This is a genomic window from Robertmurraya dakarensis (assembly GCF_900156875.1).
GTDB lineage: Bacteria > Bacillota > Bacilli > Bacillales > Cytobacillaceae > Robertmurraya > Robertmurraya dakarensis.
The window spans coordinates 1,071,138-1,089,850 of the sequence record NZ_LT707409.1 but is presented as its reverse complement, the minus strand read 5'-3'; the positions used below and the strand labels follow the sequence as shown (position 1 = coordinate 1,089,850).

Sequence of the window (18,713 nt, the reverse complement as noted above, 5' to 3'; positions counted from 1 at the left end):
TACCTGTGCTTTTTCCCATCCCTTCGTTTTGATCATAATTAAAAATGCCTAACCCCTTAGCCTTTGCATACAAAAGGTCAGGCACTTACATTTTTATCCGCTAATAATTTTATAATTTTTATGGTTAACTACTGTTTTAAGCGGTTCATCTTTTTTAGGGTTCCTGCCAATTTCGACAATCACTGAGTTATCTCTTATTACAACTACGGTCCCCTTTTTACCCTTTTCTTCTCCTTTACTGATTTGGATGGTATCTCCAATATTTGCTTTTTTTACTGTCTGCTTGTCATTGTTATCTTCTGCCATATTATAGCCCCCTCGTATTAAATATGCAGAGTGCGCACCTTGCTAGTATTCCCCTAATTGATGAGTATACAATCCCAAATCTTATATTTAATAAAAATAGGAGGAACAGCTATAATAAAGATCAATGACTAGAGTACCCTATTCATGTTAGCTAACCGCGATCATAACTAAAAATGGAGTCTAGATAATTATGTTTAAGTAAAATAAAAATAAATGGATAGGTCCTATCCACTTCAACATTTTACCCTGCAGAGTAAAAAATTTATTTTACATATTTTCAAAATTGCTTGACCTTTGCTTGATCAAACCCTCTTTATACCATAGAGTTTATGATGATTAATTTTTGTTCCGTCATCTCTTGAATAGCGTACTTTATTCCCTCACGCCCCACGCCGCTGTCTTTTACTCCTCCATAGGGCATATGATCGACACGGTAGGTTGGGATATCATTTATAAGGACACCGCCAACCTGTAATTTTTTCGAAGCCAGCATGGCATGATGGATGTTCTCTGTATATATTCCTGCTTGCAAACCATAGTCTGAATCATTGACGCAGTCGATGGCTTCCTCTATGGATGACACTTTATTGATGAGGACAACTGGAGCAAAAACCTCCTGACAGGAAACTTTTGCGGAAGGGTCCACTTCAAGTAAAACAGTCGGCATTAGAATATTTCCTTGCCTTGTTCCGCCAGCAGCAAGAACTGCTCCTCTTTGTTCCGCTTCTTTAATCCAATCTAGAGTACGGCTAACTTCATTTGGATGAATCAATGCTGAAACATTTGTATTTGGATCTAAAGGATCTCCAACCCTCAAACTCTTCGCTGCTTTTATAAAACGCTCAACGAAAAGATCATAAACGTTACCATGAACGTAAATTCTCTGTAATGAAATACAAACCTGCCCTTGGAAACTAAAAGCACCGGTTACACAGCGATCGATAATCTTATCAACATCAACGTTACCGTCAACAATCAGTGCAGAATTGGATCCTAATTCAAGGGTAACATGCTTTAACCTTGCTTTATTACGGATTCCAATTCCAACCTCAGGACTGCCTGTAAAAGAAATTTTCTTGACTCTCTCATCTTGTACAAGTTTGTCTCCAATGACAGCGCCGCTTCCTGATACGACATTAAAAGCACCAGCTGGCAAGTCTGTATCGTGGAGCAACTCAGCAAGAAAATAGGCTGATAAAGGGGTTTGACTGGCAGGTTTCAGTACAATTGTATTTCCAGATGCTAGCGCTGGTCCCACCTTATGCGCAACTAGGTTCATCGGAAAGTTAAATGGAGTAATCGCTCCAATAACTCCTAAGGGCTCTCTAGTTGTAAAAGCGATCTTTCCTTCTCCGCCTGGAGCTGCATCCATTGAGATAGTTTCACCGTTAATTCTTTTCGCTTCTTCGCTTGAGAACTTATACGTTTGGATTGTTCGCGCCACTTCTATTCTGGCATCCTTAATAGGTTTTGAGGCCTCTAAGGCAATTATCCTAGCCGCTTCTTCCGATCTCTGTTCCAGTTTACAGGCTAATTGTTCGAGAATCTTTGCGCGTTGATGTTTCGGCATGTCAGCCATTTTGTTTCTGGTTTCATAGGCTGCCTTTATCGCAAATTCTACTTCTTCTACTGTAGCCCTTGGCACCTCTGCTATTTCCTCTCGAGTATAAGGGGATAATAACAAGGAATGATGCTGTGAGTCGATCCACTTGCCATTTATATATAAGCGTTTTTTTTGCATGAAAAATACGAACCCCCTTTCTTTAGATTTGCTCAACTGAATAGATTGCATGATCGAGAATATCAATCATCTTATCCATTTCTTGTTTCGTTATGATTAATGGCGGTGAAAACACAAGAATATCCATATGATCAAACACAACTGAACGACAAATGAGCCCAAGTTCAGCAGCTTTGTTAACAATCATTGGGGCGGCTTGTTTCGTTGAAGAATGTAATTCAATCGCTCCCATTAAGCCGATTCCTCTTACTTCACTGATCAGATCATGCTTATCCTGCAACCATTTGAAGCCTTTTAACATCTCCTCTCCCATTTTTTGTGCATTTTCGATCAATTTTTCGTTCTCAATAATTTCAATATTTTTCAAAGTGACTGCGCACGCCATGGGGTGGCCGCTGTATGTGTAACCATGTAGAAGTGTACCGGTTGAATGTTTCTTCAAGTCATCAAAAATAGATTGAGATAACATCACGCCGCCAAGCTGAGCGTATCCGCTTGTCACCCCTTTCGCAAAACACATTAAATCAGGCGTGACTCCGTAATGATTCAGCCCAAAGTATGTTCCAGTCCGCCCAAAGCCGGTAATCACTTCATCGGCAATAAATAAAATATCATGATCATCACAGATTTTTCGCACCTTTTTAAAATAATCATCGGGTGCAATATGAACGCCGCCTGCTCCTTGTACGGGCTCTGCTACAAAAGCTGCAATTGTGTCGGGACCTTCTTGATCGATTACTTCACGCAATGCTTCTGCTGATAAATTTTCCACATGATAAAAATCAGGAGCGATTGAGTTGGTAAAATCTCTGAATGGCTTCAAGCCTGTAGCACTCGTAGAACCCATCGCGACCCCGTGATACGATCTGTGGCGGGAGATAATCTTCTTTTTTTCATGTCTACCTTTTAATATCCAATAATGCCGGGCTAATTTATAGGCAGTGTCGTTTGCTTCGGAGCCGCCAGAAGTAAAAAAAGTGGTGGTTAAGTCTTTAGGAGAAATCTTAGCCAACTTTGCTGCTAAGTTAATCGCTGGTTCATTACTAAAAGTGGCAAAGCAAGAACTGAATGCCAATGTTTTCATTTGCTCTGCCGCTGCTTGAGCTAACTCTTCTCTCCCATGACCAATATTGACATTCCAGAGAGAGGACATGCCGTCTATCAATCGCTTTCCATTTATATCTTCTAGATATACTCCTTCTCCTTTTACAAAAATAAACGCTGGCCCTTGTTCCTGCTGTTGCTTGATTGGAGAAGTTGGATGCAAGAAATGCCTTTTATCTAGCTCCGCCAACTCTTCCCGTCTTTTTTCATAAGGATTCATTTCTCTTCCCTCTTTTCAAATTAAATATTACGTCTCACATCTAAATATATTGCTTTACGCAGGCCATCATTCTAAAGCGGGAAAAATTAAGGGGAAAGCGAAGCGAATAACATAAAGAACCCACATTCAGGTGAATGTAGGTTCTGTGTCGGTAGTAACCAACAATCCTATTTACTTCTTTGATCGTGAAGATCTCTTCGTTTTAACTCTTCTTTCGTGAGGCCTATTATTATCAGCTGCGACAGTGTTGGTTTCTGTTCGATTAACACTTTCTAAGGGGGTCTCAGTTGTGGTTTGCTCGTTAGGGGGGTGATTGTCTGTCAGAAAAATATTACTAGTCATATAATTAGCTTGGAAATGATCATTAATTCTAAGAATACCTTCCACTGTAAATGGAACTCTAATCGTCAGGTTCTTACTTTCGGAATCAAACTCAGTGGATAGTTCACACTCGTTATTTTCTACTGTAGAAGAAATTAGCGCTCCTGTGTAGATATTGTAAACAAGGGTTAAACAAACCGATTGACTAAAATCATCTCGAATACATCCCATGCTGCTGGTCCTCCTTAATTTTTTTGTACATTATAGGAGATGCAATAAAGACAAGCATGTCACGGCAGATGACCATTTTGGAGCAAAATGTGTGATCGTCCCCAAAGAGTTTAGATTCTAAGACTGTCAAAACGATTAAGTATTCCACTAATCCTCCTTTCCCCTTATTTACTCTCATGTATAATATGAACAGCTGATTTGATCCAGAAAAAACCAAATAAGTATACTAGTATAGTTGAAGGATTCACATTGTCCAATCAAGAATACTCCCATATACCTAAAAACTGTCTGGCCGTACGCCAAACTGTTCACTATTTATTTGTGTCAATTCAGCATAGAAAATAACAGTGAAAGGGAGTTAGGAAATGTTGAAGAAGATAATTCAATCATTCAAGGCTGGGATGACGATGTATGCAAATTCGTTGTACGGAGATATTAATTGCCTTGATAAAACAGAAAATCTCAAAGGCAGCAACTCTATCGGCAGGAAAAAGCGCAGGAGGAAAACAATTCAGTCACGCGGGCATCTTAAAGTGATCAAATAGAATATTTCTAAGCTAAGAATCTAAATAACTGCAATATTAATTAATGGTAGCTAAATAAGAAGATGAACGATAGAAGATTTTATGCAATCTTCCATCGTTCATCTTCTTTGTATTGTGAATGTACCACAAGTCTCAAGCTGCTAATAAAACATTGATTTTGAGACGAGCTATCTTACTGGTCAATCACTAGATACTTTTTTATTGTCTGCTGAAGCGTTCCCTCGGTGACGACATTGTTATCAAAAGTAATGCCGGTGTGAACCATATATTTAACTAAATCAGGACGCAGCCCGGTAAGAATGACTTTAGAACCCATCATAGTAACTCCAGAAATAATTCTTTTAAAATGATCGATTATGTCTTCATCCATAGAGATGATTCCTGAAAGATCAATAACAAGTGTATGAAGCTTGAGTCTATCTATCTCTAACAAAACCTTTTCTTCGATGGTCGAGATTCTGAAGGAATCAACCATTCCAATTAAAGGAAGAACAGCTACAGTTGGACTAACAGGGATAATGGGAACTGATAAATGTTCAACTGTCTTTCTTTGAGTTTCAATTAACTCATCCTTATAATTGGAATAGCTAAGGAAGAAATAATTGAGAAAACTATCGATTTGATCGTTAATCTTCTTCTCCAGAACAAAGAAATCATCAATATTGCTGATACTTGCGGCTTTTTCATTGTATTCATACAGAAAGTGCCATAGTGTTCGTCTTATAGCTTGAACCCACTCTAATTTAAATGCAAGCGTGAGCGAATGTTTTGCCCAAATAATCCCTTCTTGCTTCGCGAATTCAATGAGTTCATGTTCTTTTTCCTGAATGATATAGAAAACTAACTTCTGTGCATTGACTAGAAGATTAATATTCCCATTTTTCAGAATCTGTTGTATATTAGATGCCACATTAACTGCCTCTGATAAAAGTCTTTTTTCAAAACTTTCTTTGTTGTTATTGATAAATAATGTAATATCTGAACGTTTTTGAAAGGTCCAATCCATCCAGGCAATTCCCCTTTTCTACATAGTATGTTGTGCGAAATTATTTTTCCTATAATAACATTTCGACTTCCTCCGAAAGATTCCTCTAAGAAGCTCTTAGTTTACACTACGCTTATAGTGAAAACTAAATCGTAATTTCTATTATAGATGAAACTTATCATTCAAAAAAGATTTAATGGTACATTTATCGTTACAATTTGAAACTTTTCAATTCAACGGATAATAACAATAACCTCTTTATACATTACCCCTGTAACAACTGAACAAAACAACAAAACATCATCATATGAATAAAAACCCATCATTCCAATTCGTTCATTGACTGGAATGATGGGCTTTTATTTTTAAAAGATCATAATAGGCATGATTCATTCAGAATCTGGATCTTTTACTGTTTCACTCTCTGTGGTGACCTCTGGCACTACGCTAATTTCTTCTATAGTTTCTAAGACACGCTTGGCAATTAACTTATAAGCACTTGTGTTGGGGTGGAAATAATCATCAGCAAGCAAATTCATGTTAGGATCTGCAAATAAATCTGCAATCGGGATATACTCAGCATAACCCAACTCTTCCGTTATAGACCGACCTGTTTCATTCCAACTAGTAATGATCATTTCTAACTCTTCAATGTCACTAAAATACTTTTCGAATGGATTATAAAAACCAATTAAATAAATTTTAGCATCCGGGTTCAATTTATGAATTTTATTAAAAATCTCTTTTAATCTTTCAATATATCTTAGTCTTTCTTCCTCGAAGGGTTCTAATTGGAGGTTTGTAAAATTATTTTTAAATACCTTCATTATATCGTTGGCACCAATCGTGATTAATACCACATCTGCTTTCTTAATTGATGAAGCAATTTCTTTCTCTTCCAAACGTTTTAGTAATTGGTCCGAGCGGTTTCCTCTTTTTCCGTAGTTTTCGATACTAATATTTAAGCTATTCGCTTCAAATGTATGGTTTAGTATCCCAACATAACCGCCGCTCTCAGTCTCATCGCCTATCCCTTGAGTGAGAGAGTCCCCAATTGACACAACCTTTAAATCTTTTTTGAATAAATTAAGGGTTCCTTCTAACACTTCCCTAACTTTTTCCTTAATTTCTTCTTTTATTGTTAGTGTTTCATGCCCGCCATCTGCTTCTAGTTGTTCCTCTGCCATAGCTTGAGTATCATCTGAAATGTTCTCTCTAGATTCCTTCCCGTCTGCTGCCACCGTCATTTCATCATTTGCAGAAGCGTGAGCATCACTAGGGAAATTTTCTTTTTGTAGATACGCCATCGACGTTTGGGTTTTAGTGATCACACTTACTTCCTCTGTCTGTTTGAAATCAAAAAATACTAGATATAGCAGAAAGCATACCACTTGCAGACCAGCAAACATGATCATTGCTTTCTGTCTCTTCACGTTGAAGCCACACCTGCCATTTATGATAGATTATTAGTTTCATTAAAAGCCTTTTCTAAGAGTTAGAAATAGTCTTTTTATTTTAACATGAATACCCATCATGCGTAAGATATCAAAATATAGTAAAGTTTATTGTTTTTAAAAGGTATATAACCCGGGGACTTTGCGGAATGGAGGTCGATTAAAAGGAAAAAGAATGATGAATCCTTACATGATTTCAAATAAGAATTCAACTAACCTACAATGTTACCAGACGATTACTTCTATAAGATTATATGTTGCAGTCTAGACGATGGTGTCCATCAGGTAGAGACGATTGAATGTATTACTTTAATTCGCGGGACTTTAGTTTACTGGTTTTCTTAAAATAAAAAATGATGGCTAATATCAATTGTATAAAGGGAACGAACTTCGCCCAAGGATACGGGGGATAGCCGCTGAAAAGCCAAGCTTCAGGATAGAGTAATATTGCACTTACTAACATCCAAACCCAAGAACGCATAACCAGAGCATATAAAAAGGTAAAGACTGATGCGATCAGTAAGGGATAAAATAAATCTAATGTACCAAGCAAAAAACCCATTGTTTCTTCCAAGTTATCACCCCTTTCGTAAAATAGATAGCCGTCAATTCGTGATGAATCCTGCGTTAGAACCCTAGCTGAAACCTAAAACACGATATTAAACCTCTATATATAAAATAACATAATTTACCTCTACTTTGTTCGTTGTGAATAAACATTTCACTGAACTTAGATTTATGTAAAGCCAACTAGATCTTAGTAAATGAATTACCTCTGATTAACAGTTATATGTATGATGTTTGTGATTCAGGTAAAGATATACCTAAAATTTCCTTGGTGGAAATTGACTGATGATAAATCCGGTTAGGAGAGGTTTGGATGCGTTCATTTACAAACAAAATATCGACCTCCCACGAGACTTTGGAATGGTTATTTGAAGAATTAAAGTCAACTTCTGATTTGGTAAACAAACCATTACATGTTGGCGAAAAACACGTAGAGCTATTGTATATCAAAACTGTTGTGGATGGAGAACAACTCCAGCAGCTTGTCATTAAGCCTTTCTTTGAATTAGAAAGCCTTGAGCATGTGGAAGCTTACCTAAACTCCCTCCCTAACCTGCAAGAAAACCAGCCAAGGGAGCAAATGCTGCTTGAATTGACTAAGGGAAGTGTTGTTGTTGAGGTCAGAGACCAACTCTTGCTGCTGGATATAAAAAAAAGCAACACGGAAGCAGTATTGGAAACTAGTATAGAACCGACCATCCAAGGCCCGCAATATTCTCTAAGTGAAGATATTGCGACAAATATTAATATTATCCGCCAACGCTACCATAAGCCTTCTCTTACGGTAGAGATGATGGAGTTAGGTGAAAACACACATCAGTCGTTGGCGATCATTTATGATGAAGAATTGGTTATTAGCGATGTTCTAGAAAACATTAAAAAAAAGCTAAGTGCCCTTAATCCTCCTATCATCCAATCAACAACTGAACTCAACCGGTTATTGAACGATAAGAAACGCTCCCTAATGCCGATTATGATGATGACCGAACGTACGGACAGGGTTGTCTTTAACCTCGCCGGCGGAAAAGTTGTTCTTTTATTGGATGGCAGTCATACAACCGTTATTGCACCCGTCGTCTTTTTTGATTTCATGACTTCTATGGATGACATATACGGATCCTATTGGATCACAAGATTCTTAAAATTACTTCGCTATTTTGGATTATTTGCATGCTTAACTCTGCCAGGAATCTATGTTGCGGCTACCTCCTATAATCCTGAGGTGTTCCGTGTGGAGCTTGCCCTATCGATTGCTGGCAGCAGAATCGGCGTACCATATCCTTCGTTTGTTGAAGTACTTTTTATGCTGGTTTTCATGGAACTCCTGACTGAAGCCAGTATACGGCTGCCTAAGGCTGTAACAGGTGCCGCAACTACAGTTGGAGGGTTAATTCTAGGACAAGCTGCAACGGAAGCAGCCCTTGCTTCCAATATCATGATTATTATTGTGGGAGCTGTGGCAATCTCAACCTTTGTCATCCCCATTAATGAGATGAGCTTTGGCATACGAGTCGTCCGCTTAATCCTCCTAGTATTCGCTAGTTTCGCTGGACTGGCAGGTCTGGTATTCGGATTAATTGGATTCCTCATGTATTTAACACAATTAAACAGCTTTGGAGAACCTTATTTTAAGATTTACCTTCAAAGCAAGAGGGCAGAAACGGAGAAAACATCATCATGAACCGTTATTTTATTTACCTTGTTTTTGTTAATATGGTGGCCAATGTTGTTGCGTCTGTTCCTAAAATTCTCATATCACAAAGATCAGAGGGTGCCCTCCTTTCTATGATAATTTCCTACATTTTAGGACTCGTTTTCTGCTATCTTTGCGCTCGATTTTTTAACTTATTCCCTGGCGAGGGACTGCCTGACTTGACAAAGAAATACATGCCGCGCTGGTTTTCTTTTGTTATTTTATTCGTTATAGCAGTTACTTGGTACATCGCAGGGCTTATTACGTTAGTAACATTTTCTTTTTTATTAAAAAGATTTTTAACACCAGATATGCCCTTATCCTGGATCACCATTACTTTTTTGCTATTTCTCACCTATGGAATTTTGTTGAATAGTAAGAGTGTTCTTTATACGGTTGAGTTCGTTCTGATATGCAGTTTACCGTTTGTCTTTATCATTACTATTAAAGCTTACACATCCCATGAACTTAATTGGGATTTTATCGGAGAATCATTGATGTATATCCATAACCCGCCCAGTTTTACAGCTATATCTGCTTCTGCCTATTTATTGTTGGGTGGTTTTAATCTCATCATTTTTAACCGTCTTTTTAAAAAGAAGCAGCAAATTAATTGGAAGAACATGCTATTCATTGCGCTTATTGGCGGTACAGCGCTTGTGACTACCTATTTTATCCCCATTGGAATGCTTGGCTTTGATGCTGTCGGCGACGTCGTTTATCCCTGGATTACAACCAGTGACTCGCTGCGATTAGAATTTTTTATTGTGGAAAGAGTGATTTACATCTTCCTCCTCCTGTATTTGGCGATTTCGTTTCTGAGTGTTTTAATTCACTGGCATGTCACGTTGGAATTATTGAAAAGCATTATTTGGTTTAAGAAGTTTCAATTGAAAAAGCGTAATCTGACTCCCTATCTATTCCTTAGCTTTTTTTGGGTTGCAAGCTTGATCGCTGTCTCCTATCTCACAGAATACCATCTTATTCAGTATTCAAGTTACTTCTTGAATTTTCTGCTCTGTTCATTTGTCGTTATGTTCAGCCTTTTTTTGTTTATTAAAAGGAGGGCGAAGGTATGAGTGTTATATGTACAGGTAGACGGTTGATGGCTATCATCGTTTCACTATCTCTTATCCTTCAGTCTGGATGCGGATTTAAAGACATTGATAAAAGAGTCTTCGTCCTGTCAATAGGAGTTGACCATACTGATAATGAAGAAAGACCTTATAAGGTAATCCTAAAGCTTGCCATTCCAACTGGATCTCTCAGGGAATCAGGAACTGAGTTTACTTATTTAACAAAGGAAAGTGAATCGATTGCATCGGCAATTCGCTTACTAAAGACACATGCTGATAAGGAATTAGATTTTGGACATGCGAAAGTTATCGTCTTTGGGGAGGACCTTCTCCATCACGATTTAACCGAGATAGCAGACTTCTTTGTACGGAGAAGAGATATCCAAAGAGTATCGTGGGTTGCGGTAGGAAGTCCCAATGCAGAGGGGGTATTAAAGACACAACCCTCTTCCGAAAAAGCTGGTTCTGCGTTGTTTAATTTATTTGATCAAAACGGTGTGGAAAGTGCCTATATTGTCTCAACTTATCTATTCGACTTCCGGCGGAGGATGATAGAGACGGGATTTGACCCTATTTTACCTGTTTTAAGCTCTAGTAATGACAAAAAGAAAATTGTTGTAAATAGCTCAATCCTTTTTGCTAAAAATAAACATCCTTTCAAGCTGAGCCCTAGGGAGACTAAATTTTATAATCTGTTGGCAAATAATACTCAAAAGCTAGATTTAATTGTAAATAGAGATGACCTAATTTATACCATTGCTGTTGATACAGCAAAGACAAAGTACAAGTTAGTTACAAATACCAAAAACAAACCCGGCATAAAACTGGATGTTTCGGTAAAAGGAATTATTGAGGAATCCAATAAGCAAATGGATCCTAGTCAATTATCTACCTATAGCAAGTACGCAAGCGAAATGGCAAAAAAAGAGATAACCGAATTATTAAAGAAGCTTCAGGAATATGATGCGGATCCTATTGGTTTTGGTCTTCGTTATAAGGCGACGAGACTGCATACAAGAGATACCTTTAAGGAATGGGAAGAACTTTATCCTGAATTGGCTTTTGACGTGAACGTTAATGTTTCAATTATGAGTACAGGGATAATCGAATAAAAGCTGTTTTAATATTAAGAGGCCAGTCCTCATAAACTGAGAATTGGCCCATTTTTCAAATCACGAATGAAGAAAATTACTTTTCCATTCCAGCTATTTTAGCAGATTCTTTCATAAATTTGCTTTCGATTCTTTCTTCAATCTTGTCTAGTAATTTTGAATCCTGTTGTAAATCCCGAATGTTTTTCTTTATTAAGTCCTTTAAGTTTTTATGGTGTGAATATCTGCTCATCTGATGTTTCCTCCGAATTCTTTCCCTGTTTATTGCAGGAAAGTCTATATTAGTATTTAAATTTTGAAATTAATCCTTTTAAATCTTCAGCCATAGTGGATAAAGCATTAGCTGATGCTGAAATTTCTTCCATTGAAGCTAACTGTTCTTCTGTTGAAGCTGCAACTTCTTCAGAAGTCGTGGCATTATTTTTGGCAATAATGGCCAGCTCATTTGCGGTTGCTGCTACTTCTTGTACGGCAGATGATATCTGTTGAGCAGTTGCTGAAATATCCTCCATTTGCGGTGTCATTTCTTTCGTGCTCATTAGGATTTGTGTGAATTTCTCAATTGCTTCATTGGATATTTGAACCCCTGCCTGCACATCATCTGAAACTTTTGCCATAATGCTAACTGAGTTCTCTGTATCTTTCTGGATCCTTTGAATGATATCATAGATTTCCTTTGCGGATTGCTGTGATTGCTCCGCTAGCTTTCGGACCTCATCTGCTACGACTGCAAAGCCTTTTCCATGTTCCCCAGCTCTGGCTGCTTCAATGGCAGCGTTTAATGATAATAGATTAGTTTGATCAGCAATTCCTGTGATCACGTCTAGAATAGAACTAACCTTCCTAGAGCTTTCATGTAAAGAATGAATCATGGTGTTTGATTCAGAAACTGATACCTGTATGGAATTCATTTGATTGACCGTATTTTTAACAGCCACTCCGCCAACTTCCGCTTGCTCTGTTGTTTGTTGAGATAACTCTGCCACTCTCATTGAATTTTTGGCAATTAACGTAATTCCTTCAGAAATTTCATCCAGAGATTGAGCATTTTGATCTACTCCACTTGTTTGCTTGTCTGCATTTCCGGCTACTTCTTGAATGGAGGATGCGACTTGTTCGCTTGCACTGGTGGTCATTTCTGCACTTGCTGTCAATTCTTCTGCAGAGGCCGCCACTTGGTCAGCATTAAAATCAACCTGCTTTACTACATCTTTAAGACTTACCTGCATTTCATTGAATGCCCTGCCCAATTGACCTATTTCATCATTAGATTTTATAATGACTCCTTGAGTCAAGTCGCCTTGGCTAATTGTCAACGCTTTTTCCTTTAGTTCCTTAATTGGCTTCATTACCGATTTGAGTATGAAGAAAACAAGCAGCGCTCCTGCCATAAAGGCAATGACAATAACGATGGTGGTATTTTTTAATATCGGTGCAGCCGCCTGGCTAATTTCAGAAGAGTACATATTTCCTCCGATTTTCCAGCCCGTTAACTCGTTTGTCGCAAAGCTCATGACTTTATTTTCTCCATTAAGGAGATAATCAAATTGCCCTTTTTCCTTTGTGTACATTTCTTGATAGAATTCTTCCGCTGCATCGCTGCCAATTGGTTCTGTTGGGTGAGCGATAAATTTTCTCTCTTTGTCTAAAAGAAGAGCGTAACCTTCATCCCCTATTTTTACTGTATTGGTTAGTTGTTGAATATGAGTCAAAAAGATATTTACGGCCAAAACACCCGTTCCATCTTCAGTGATTTTTGAAACAGTAATGACCATATCGTCTGTCCCTGCGGAAATATAAGGATCTGATATCATCACACTACCTTTTTGCTCCATAGCCTCGACATACCAATCTCTTTTTCTTGGGTCGTAATCATCAGCCATGTCTACTTTTGGTTCCTGAACAAACAAACCTGTTTCAGTACCGACATAGACGCTCTGGGCTTCTGGATGCAGTTTGGCATACTGGTCGAGAATCCTTCTGATTTCAGGACTATCTTCCCCGTCATATAAATCAGCATGGATCTTTGTAGACAGAAATTCAACATCATGCATCTTCGGCTTAATGGAGTTATCGATGATGGAGTTTAATAGATTAATATTTTCATCAATACTAGCTAATATTTCGTGTTCTACAGCATCTTTTGCTGTGATATAGGCTTCTGTTCCAATCAAAAGTGATGGAATAATAAGAATGAAAGAGAAAGCCAGTATTAATTTCGTTTTGATGTTTCTAAAGAAGTGTTTCACATCTGTTGTCTCCTTTATTATTTGATGTATGTAGTTAGTGTTTCATTCAGGAACATCCATTGTGAACAGCTATAAAATATTTCTTTTCTCCTAATAAACCAACCATACCTTTAGTATTATATCGAATTGTGAAACGTTTACAATGAACTAAATCACATCTCAGAAAAAATTTACACTTGAAATATAAAATGTATCGTAGTAAAATTTTCAAAGTGATTATTTAAAACTATATAAACCTGTATAACCTCAAGAATATGGCTTGAGGGTCTCTACCAGGAACCTTAAAATCCTGATTACAGAAAATGAAAGTAACATGCATTCGTTTTTTGTAATCAGGATTTTTTGTTTTTCTCTGAAAAAATCCCTTAAGCCTATTGATATAACTTTTGACTAGAAAGGACGAGAGCTAGATTATGAATTTAAAAGTTTTTATATTGGCGTTATCCACAATCGCAGTTGGATTGGTTGAATTAATTGTTGGCGGAATTTTACCGACGATTGCTGACGATTTTGGTATATCGATAAGCTCCGCTGGACAGCTTATTACCGTGTTTGCTTTGATCTATGCTGTTGCTGGACCAGTTCTGCTTGTCATGACAAGCAAAGTGGAGCGGAAGAAATTATATTTAACATCCTTGTTCGTGTTTTTAATTGGAAACTTGATGACTTATTTTAGTCCTAATTTTACTTTTATGATGGTTGCCCGAGTTTTGTCTGCTGCAAGTACAGCGTTAATCGTTGTTTTATCGTTGACTATTGCTGCAAAAGTGGTCGCGCCTGCTCACCGTGCTAAGGCATTAGGCCTCATTTACATGGGAATCAGTTCATCCCTTGTGCTTGGTGTTCCACTTGGAATCCTAATATCTGATTTCTTTGGCTGGCGCGTGATTTTCCTTGGAATCGCACTGTTATCAGTTGGATCAATGATCCTGATTTCGTTGTTTTTAGAACGTATTCCTGGAGAAAAAACAATTCCGCTTACCAAGCAATTAAAAGCAGTAGCAAGCGCCAAAATCGGCAGTGCTCATCTTGCCATGATGTTTATGCTTGCTGGCCACTATACGTTATATGCTTATTTCACCCCCTTTTTAGAAAGCAATCTTGGGCTAAGTTCAAATTGGGTCAGTGTCATCTATTTTATTTTTGGTATTGCAGCGGTTAGCGGAGGTGCATTCGGTGGTGCTCTTTCCGACCGAATTGGCGCACCAAAAAGTATCATGATTGTCATAAGCGCATTTGCAGCTGTCCTGTTATTATTGCCTTTCACAACTGTATCACTTGCTTTATTCATTCCGGTGATGATGATTTGGGCAGCATTAAGCTGGAGTCTATCACCTCCGCTGCAAAGCTATTTGATTGAAACAGATCCAGCTACCTCTGATATCCAGCAAAGTTTTAATAATTCGGCATTACAAATTGGGATTTCACTTGGTTCAGGAATTGGCGGCCTTGTCTTAAACCAAACAGGCACAGTTACCAATATGGCTTGGGTTGGAAGTGCTGTTGTTGTCATCTCTCTATTATTTGCTGTCTTTTCGTTAACGAGACCGAGCATGACTCGCAAAAAGGAATTGGCAACGAATTCTATGCAAAGTTCAAAGATTTAAAGATGGGAAAACATAAACAAAGAGCCCGATGTGTCTAAAAAATTCTACGACATCGGGCTCTTTTATTGTTCTATAAAATTAAATCAAGGCGCTTTTTCGATTAGTTTGAATCCAGTTTACTAGCTCATGATATAATCTGCTGGCATCTTCATAGCCTTGTTCATATAATTGTGTCAGTTTTAGTTGATTTCGTTCCACTCTTCCTACTTTTAACTCTTGCTGGGGCCTGATAATGAATACTTGATTTTCCGCTTCTAGCTGTTCAATATAATCTAAAGTGTCATTATATACTTTATAGCGGTTTTCCAACGAAGCTGCTAAACCACTATACTCTTTATAAAAATATTGAGTAAGTTTAGTAAGAGAGGATTTCTTTTTACGGTAGCCTTTGTTCCGAGTAAGAATGATGACACTTTTTTCCATGCCGTCCTCTATAGTCTTTCTAATAGGAATAGGATCTGATATTCCCCCATCCATTAATGATTTTCCGTTGTACTGGATGACTGGGGCCATAAATGGCAGTGAGCTTGAAGCCCTGATGATTGTTAAAATATCTTTGGCATGCTTATGATTATCAAAATACACTGGCTTGCCTGTATGGCAATCGGTTGTTCCAACTATGAATCTTTCATTTGCTGCTGCAAAACGGTTAAAGTCAAATGGAACGAGTTCGTTTGGAATTTTATCAAATATAAAATTCATTCCAAAGAGCTCTTTTTTTAAGAAAAGATTTTTATACGATATATATTCCGGATGATTGGCATACCCGATCGTCACTTCTTGGTTTCTGCCTTTTTGTCTTGAAACATAGGATGCTGCATTACATGCACCCGCTGAGACCCCTATAATATAAGGGAAAAATAACTGCTGTTCCATAAAGAATTCCAGTACTCCTGCCGTATAGACGCCTCTCATTCCACCGCCTTCTAGAACAAGTCCCGTTTTTTCCATATTGTTAACCTCCTTGGACACGACAAAAGACGCGATGCACATCAAATACAACGGCTCTTTTTTTGATAATACTTCATTATTTCTTGAACGTGAATTACCTTGTACATTCAAATAATAATAAAATCATAACATATTTTTACAGGAATTGGATTACGTAAAATCGCTTTAAAACAATTTTTTTATGAATACAAAAAAATTCATGAGAACACTCATGAATTAAGAACAGCTTTTCTATTCTATTTCGATCCTGTCCCCGATACTCACTTTTCCCGGTTTTACGACGGAAGCATAGACACCAAAGCTTCCAGCGTTATTCCTCACAATAGATCTTAAAACATTGGGGTCTTTTGGAAGGTCGCCTTGATTTAATGTTGTCATCACGCAGCGTTTCGTTTCTTGAGAGATTTTGAGTTTCACATCACCTATCTTTAGGGTTTTTCCCACCCAATCATTTTCTATAAAACCTTCCGTATCCGGTACTTCAAGGATCAAATTGGGTCTGAATCGGCGTGCCTCTATTCTGCTTTCGGGCGCTAGTTTTCTTAAGTAATTAATTGTTGAGGTTGTAATAATATGAACCATGTCTATGTCAAAGAAAGTGTTTTTAGGTGAGGTTCTTGTGAAAATTGAGCCTTTGTCGTCAAGTTCTTCAATTTCTTCGGGGATGTATCCTTCAAACTGTACATCTTCAAATGATGGAGTAGACAAATAGACATTTCGATGAAAGCTTGCGGAAAGCATGTTATTTTTATTCTCGTCTGTACTTCTTATCATCCTTCCATCCGGGGTAGTAATTCTTACTGGTGGTATTGCGGCATCCTCCTGCGGCGTGTCTATAAATGCTGCCTGATACTGAAACATATTGGGCCATTTCTTAGGATTTTTTGCATTAGCAAGTTTCCCTGTTTCTTGATCAATTACACCATAGGCCCTGTCTCCTGCTAACCCTTTATCCGTAATGACGCATGCGTTTAATTCCTCGCCCATCATTGACTTTACAGGGTATCTCCAAATGGAAGCAACTTTTTGGAATGTCACAACACTCATCCTTTCTATACTTATGTAATAAATCATGTCCTAACTGTAAGTATATCGCCTTAAGGTAAATTTGCAAGAAAAGATGTGAATATTCAAAAAAATAGATTCAAAAAAAGGCTTGTCCTGCTTTATCCCAGGACAAGCGCTGAATTGTTAGACTGTGACCGCTACCTTATTAACTGGATTGATTGCTTCCTTTCCATTCAACACGCTGATAATATTTTGAACAGCCATTTCAGCCATTGCGTCTCTTGTTTCAATTGTTGCATTCCCAATATGAGGAGTAAGAACAACATTATCCATGGACTTTAATTCGTCTGTAATTTTTGGTTCAAATTCAAATACGTCCAGGGCAGCTCCTTCAATTTCTTTTGCTTTCAACGCTTCTACTAACGCTTGTTCATCGACAATTGGTCCTCTGGCAGCGTTCACTAGATAAGAGGTTGGTTTCATCATCTTGAATTGTTCTGTGCTGAACATATGTTTCGACTCAGGAGTATAAGCACAATTAATCGTTATGAAATCAGATTGCTGCAGCAGTTCCTCAAAAGATACAAAAGTAGCGTTTAACTCTTTTTCAACCTCGGGAGACTTTCGTGTGTTACCAGTATAGAGAATTTCCATTTCAAATCCTTTTGCCCGCTGTGCAACTGCTTTTCCGATATTTCCAAGACCAACAATTCCTAATTTTTTTCCGCTAACTTCTCTTCCAAGGAAAAATAATGGTGCCCAGCCATTAAAGCCTTTTGTTCGGCATAATTGGTCTCCTTCTGCAATTCTTCTGGCAACTGATAGTACCAATGCAAAAGTTAAATCAGCTGTTGCTGCAGTAGAAACTTGTGGAGTATTTGTGACGGGAATCCCCTTATCTCCAGCATAATTAATATCAATATTATTAAATCCTGCTCCAAAGTTCGCAATGATTTTCAAATTCTTGGCATTGTCAATGGTTTCCTTATTTACAGGAGTAGATAGTAAACTTAGTAAAGCATCTTTGTCTTTAACTCTTTCTCTTAATTCCGCTTCACTGATTAGTTCTTCTTTGTCATACACTTCTACATGAAATTCTTTTTGAAGCATTTTTAAGCCTATTTCCGGGATTTTTCCTGCTACAAATACTTTTTTCATGGTTGTTATCCCCTTTCACTGGTTGATACTAATGTTAGTGATTTCATCGTTAAACATACTTTTTTGGTAGTAATATACACTTGAAATCCTTTTTATAATGTTATTATAGGATAACATTTCTTTTGTGTCCAAACTATATAATTCTAATGGGCATAATAGGAATAACAAATTTTTTTAGTAAAACCCCTTCCTTTTTTTAGCTTCTCGTCTTAGGTTACACAAGCCCTTTACAAACATTTAAAAAACTTAATATTTTTTGTAGGTATTTATTGCTAAAAGATAGCAATCATTCTTCAAATTGTTCAAATAATCTTCATTTTTTATCATATTCATACTACTTACGTTACATTTCGAGCCGTTTTGATAACAATTGAACAAGACTATT

The 18,713-nt window shown here is 37.6% G+C and carries 17 protein-coding genes and 1 riboswitch; of the genes, 5 read left to right on the top strand and 12 right to left on the bottom strand.

The window, feature by feature from the left end; genetic code table 11:
- Positions 1-93: 93 nt before the first annotated feature.
- The 4 genes from CZ487_RS14235 to CZ487_RS27540 all read right to left on the bottom strand — a co-directional run bounded on the left by CZ487_RS14235 (position 94) and on the right by CZ487_RS27540 (position 3,923).
- Entirely contained in the window at positions 94-306 is a 213-nt protein-coding gene (locus CZ487_RS14235) for a DUF2187 family protein (RefSeq protein ID WP_077212963.1), read from the bottom strand.
- Between the two features lie 313 nt (positions 307-619).
- Positions 620-2,047, bottom strand: coding sequence for an aldehyde dehydrogenase family protein (locus CZ487_RS14230; RefSeq protein WP_077212962.1), 1,428 nt, complete (start codon positions 2,045-2,047; stop codon positions 620-622).
- A gap of 22 nt (positions 2,048-2,069) precedes the next feature.
- The gene (locus CZ487_RS14225) at positions 2,070-3,371 is read right to left on the bottom strand and encodes an aminotransferase family protein (RefSeq protein WP_077212961.1); all 1,302 of its coding nucleotides are present in this window, start codon (positions 3,369-3,371) and stop codon (positions 2,070-2,072) included.
- A gap of 171 nt (positions 3,372-3,542) precedes the next feature.
- Positions 3,543-3,923, bottom strand: a complete 381-nt coding sequence (locus CZ487_RS27540; RefSeq protein WP_077212960.1) for a hypothetical protein — start codon at positions 3,921-3,923, stop codon at positions 3,543-3,545.
- A 365-nt stretch (positions 3,924-4,288) separates the two neighbouring features.
- Between CZ487_RS27540 and CZ487_RS14215 the strand changes: the two genes are divergently transcribed.
- Positions 4,289-4,468, top strand: a complete 180-nt coding sequence (locus tag CZ487_RS14215; RefSeq protein WP_077212959.1) for a hypothetical protein — start codon at positions 4,289-4,291, stop codon at positions 4,466-4,468.
- Between the two features lie 172 nt (positions 4,469-4,640).
- Here the strand turns inward: CZ487_RS14215 and CZ487_RS14210 are convergent, their stop codons facing one another.
- From CZ487_RS14210 to CZ487_RS14200, 3 genes are all read right to left on the bottom strand, one after another.
- A complete protein-coding gene (locus tag CZ487_RS14210) occupies positions 4,641-5,474 on the bottom strand; it encodes an STAS domain-containing protein (protein ID WP_077212958.1) in 834 nt (277 codons plus the stop codon).
- 368 nt (positions 5,475-5,842) lie between these two features.
- The gene (locus CZ487_RS14205; protein ID WP_077212957.1) at positions 5,843-6,886 is read right to left on the bottom strand and encodes an SGNH/GDSL hydrolase family protein; all 1,044 of its coding nucleotides are present in this window, start codon (positions 6,884-6,886) and stop codon (positions 5,843-5,845) included.
- A 325-nt stretch (positions 6,887-7,211) separates the two neighbouring features.
- Positions 7,212-7,481: a hypothetical protein gene (locus CZ487_RS14200; RefSeq protein WP_077212956.1), complete on the bottom strand. Its 270-nt coding sequence runs from the start codon at positions 7,479-7,481 to the stop codon at positions 7,212-7,214.
- Between the two features lie 306 nt (positions 7,482-7,787).
- Here CZ487_RS14200 and CZ487_RS14195 point away from each other — a divergent pair, with 306 nt between their 5' ends.
- From CZ487_RS14195 to CZ487_RS14185, 3 genes are read left to right on the top strand one after another with little or no spacing between them, the layout of a single operon-like run.
- Positions 7,788-9,155 carry a spore germination protein gene (locus tag CZ487_RS14195; RefSeq protein WP_077212955.1) on the top strand — a complete coding sequence of 456 codons (1,368 nt, stop codon included), beginning with the start codon at positions 7,788-7,790 and terminating at the stop codon, positions 9,153-9,155.
- Positions 9,152-10,246, top strand: coding sequence for a GerAB/ArcD/ProY family transporter (locus CZ487_RS14190; protein WP_077212954.1), 1,095 nt, complete (start codon positions 9,152-9,154; stop codon positions 10,244-10,246). Before CZ487_RS14195 ends, CZ487_RS14190 begins: the two co-directional genes overlap by 4 nt.
- On the top strand, positions 10,243-11,355 hold the full coding sequence (locus CZ487_RS14185) for a Ger(x)C family spore germination protein (protein ID WP_077212953.1): 1,113 nt from the start codon (positions 10,243-10,245) through the stop codon (positions 11,353-11,355). Before CZ487_RS14190 ends, CZ487_RS14185 begins: the two co-directional genes overlap by 4 nt.
- A gap of 76 nt (positions 11,356-11,431) precedes the next feature.
- On the opposite strand, the gene CZ487_RS26355 is transcribed toward CZ487_RS14185, so the two are convergent.
- Together CZ487_RS26355 and CZ487_RS28170 are read right to left on the bottom strand one after the other, a co-directional pair.
- Positions 11,432-11,587 carry an FbpB family small basic protein gene (locus tag CZ487_RS26355; RefSeq protein WP_139339575.1) on the bottom strand — a complete coding sequence of 52 codons (156 nt, stop codon included), beginning with the start codon at positions 11,585-11,587 and terminating at the stop codon, positions 11,432-11,434.
- A 49-nt stretch (positions 11,588-11,636) separates the two neighbouring features.
- On the bottom strand, positions 11,637-13,604 hold the full coding sequence (locus CZ487_RS28170; RefSeq protein ID WP_077212952.1) for a methyl-accepting chemotaxis protein: 1,968 nt from the start codon (positions 13,602-13,604) through the stop codon (positions 11,637-11,639).
- Between the two features lie 216 nt (positions 13,605-13,820).
- Positions 13,821-13,920, top strand: a riboswitch (purine riboswitch).
- Positions 13,921-14,017: 97 nt separating this feature from the next.
- On the opposite strand from CZ487_RS28170, the gene CZ487_RS14175 reads away from it, so the two are divergent.
- The gene (locus CZ487_RS14175) at positions 14,018-15,211 is read left to right on the top strand and encodes an MFS transporter (RefSeq protein WP_077212951.1); all 1,194 of its coding nucleotides are present in this window, start codon (positions 14,018-14,020) and stop codon (positions 15,209-15,211) included.
- Between the two features lie 78 nt (positions 15,212-15,289).
- Here CZ487_RS14175 and CZ487_RS14170 read toward each other — a convergent pair whose 3' ends face one another.
- From CZ487_RS14170 to CZ487_RS14160, 3 genes are all read right to left on the bottom strand, one after another.
- Positions 15,290-16,162: a patatin-like phospholipase family protein gene (locus CZ487_RS14170; RefSeq protein ID WP_077212950.1), complete on the bottom strand. Its 873-nt coding sequence runs from the start codon at positions 16,160-16,162 to the stop codon at positions 15,290-15,292.
- 231 nt (positions 16,163-16,393) lie between these two features.
- The gene (locus tag CZ487_RS14165) at positions 16,394-17,209 is read right to left on the bottom strand and encodes an MOSC domain-containing protein (RefSeq protein WP_077212949.1); all 816 of its coding nucleotides are present in this window, start codon (positions 17,207-17,209) and stop codon (positions 16,394-16,396) included.
- Between the two features lie 144 nt (positions 17,210-17,353).
- The gene (locus CZ487_RS14160) at positions 17,354-18,328 is read right to left on the bottom strand and encodes a 2-hydroxyacid dehydrogenase family protein (protein ID WP_077212948.1); all 975 of its coding nucleotides are present in this window, start codon (positions 18,326-18,328) and stop codon (positions 17,354-17,356) included.
- Positions 18,329-18,713: the final 385 nt, after the last annotated feature.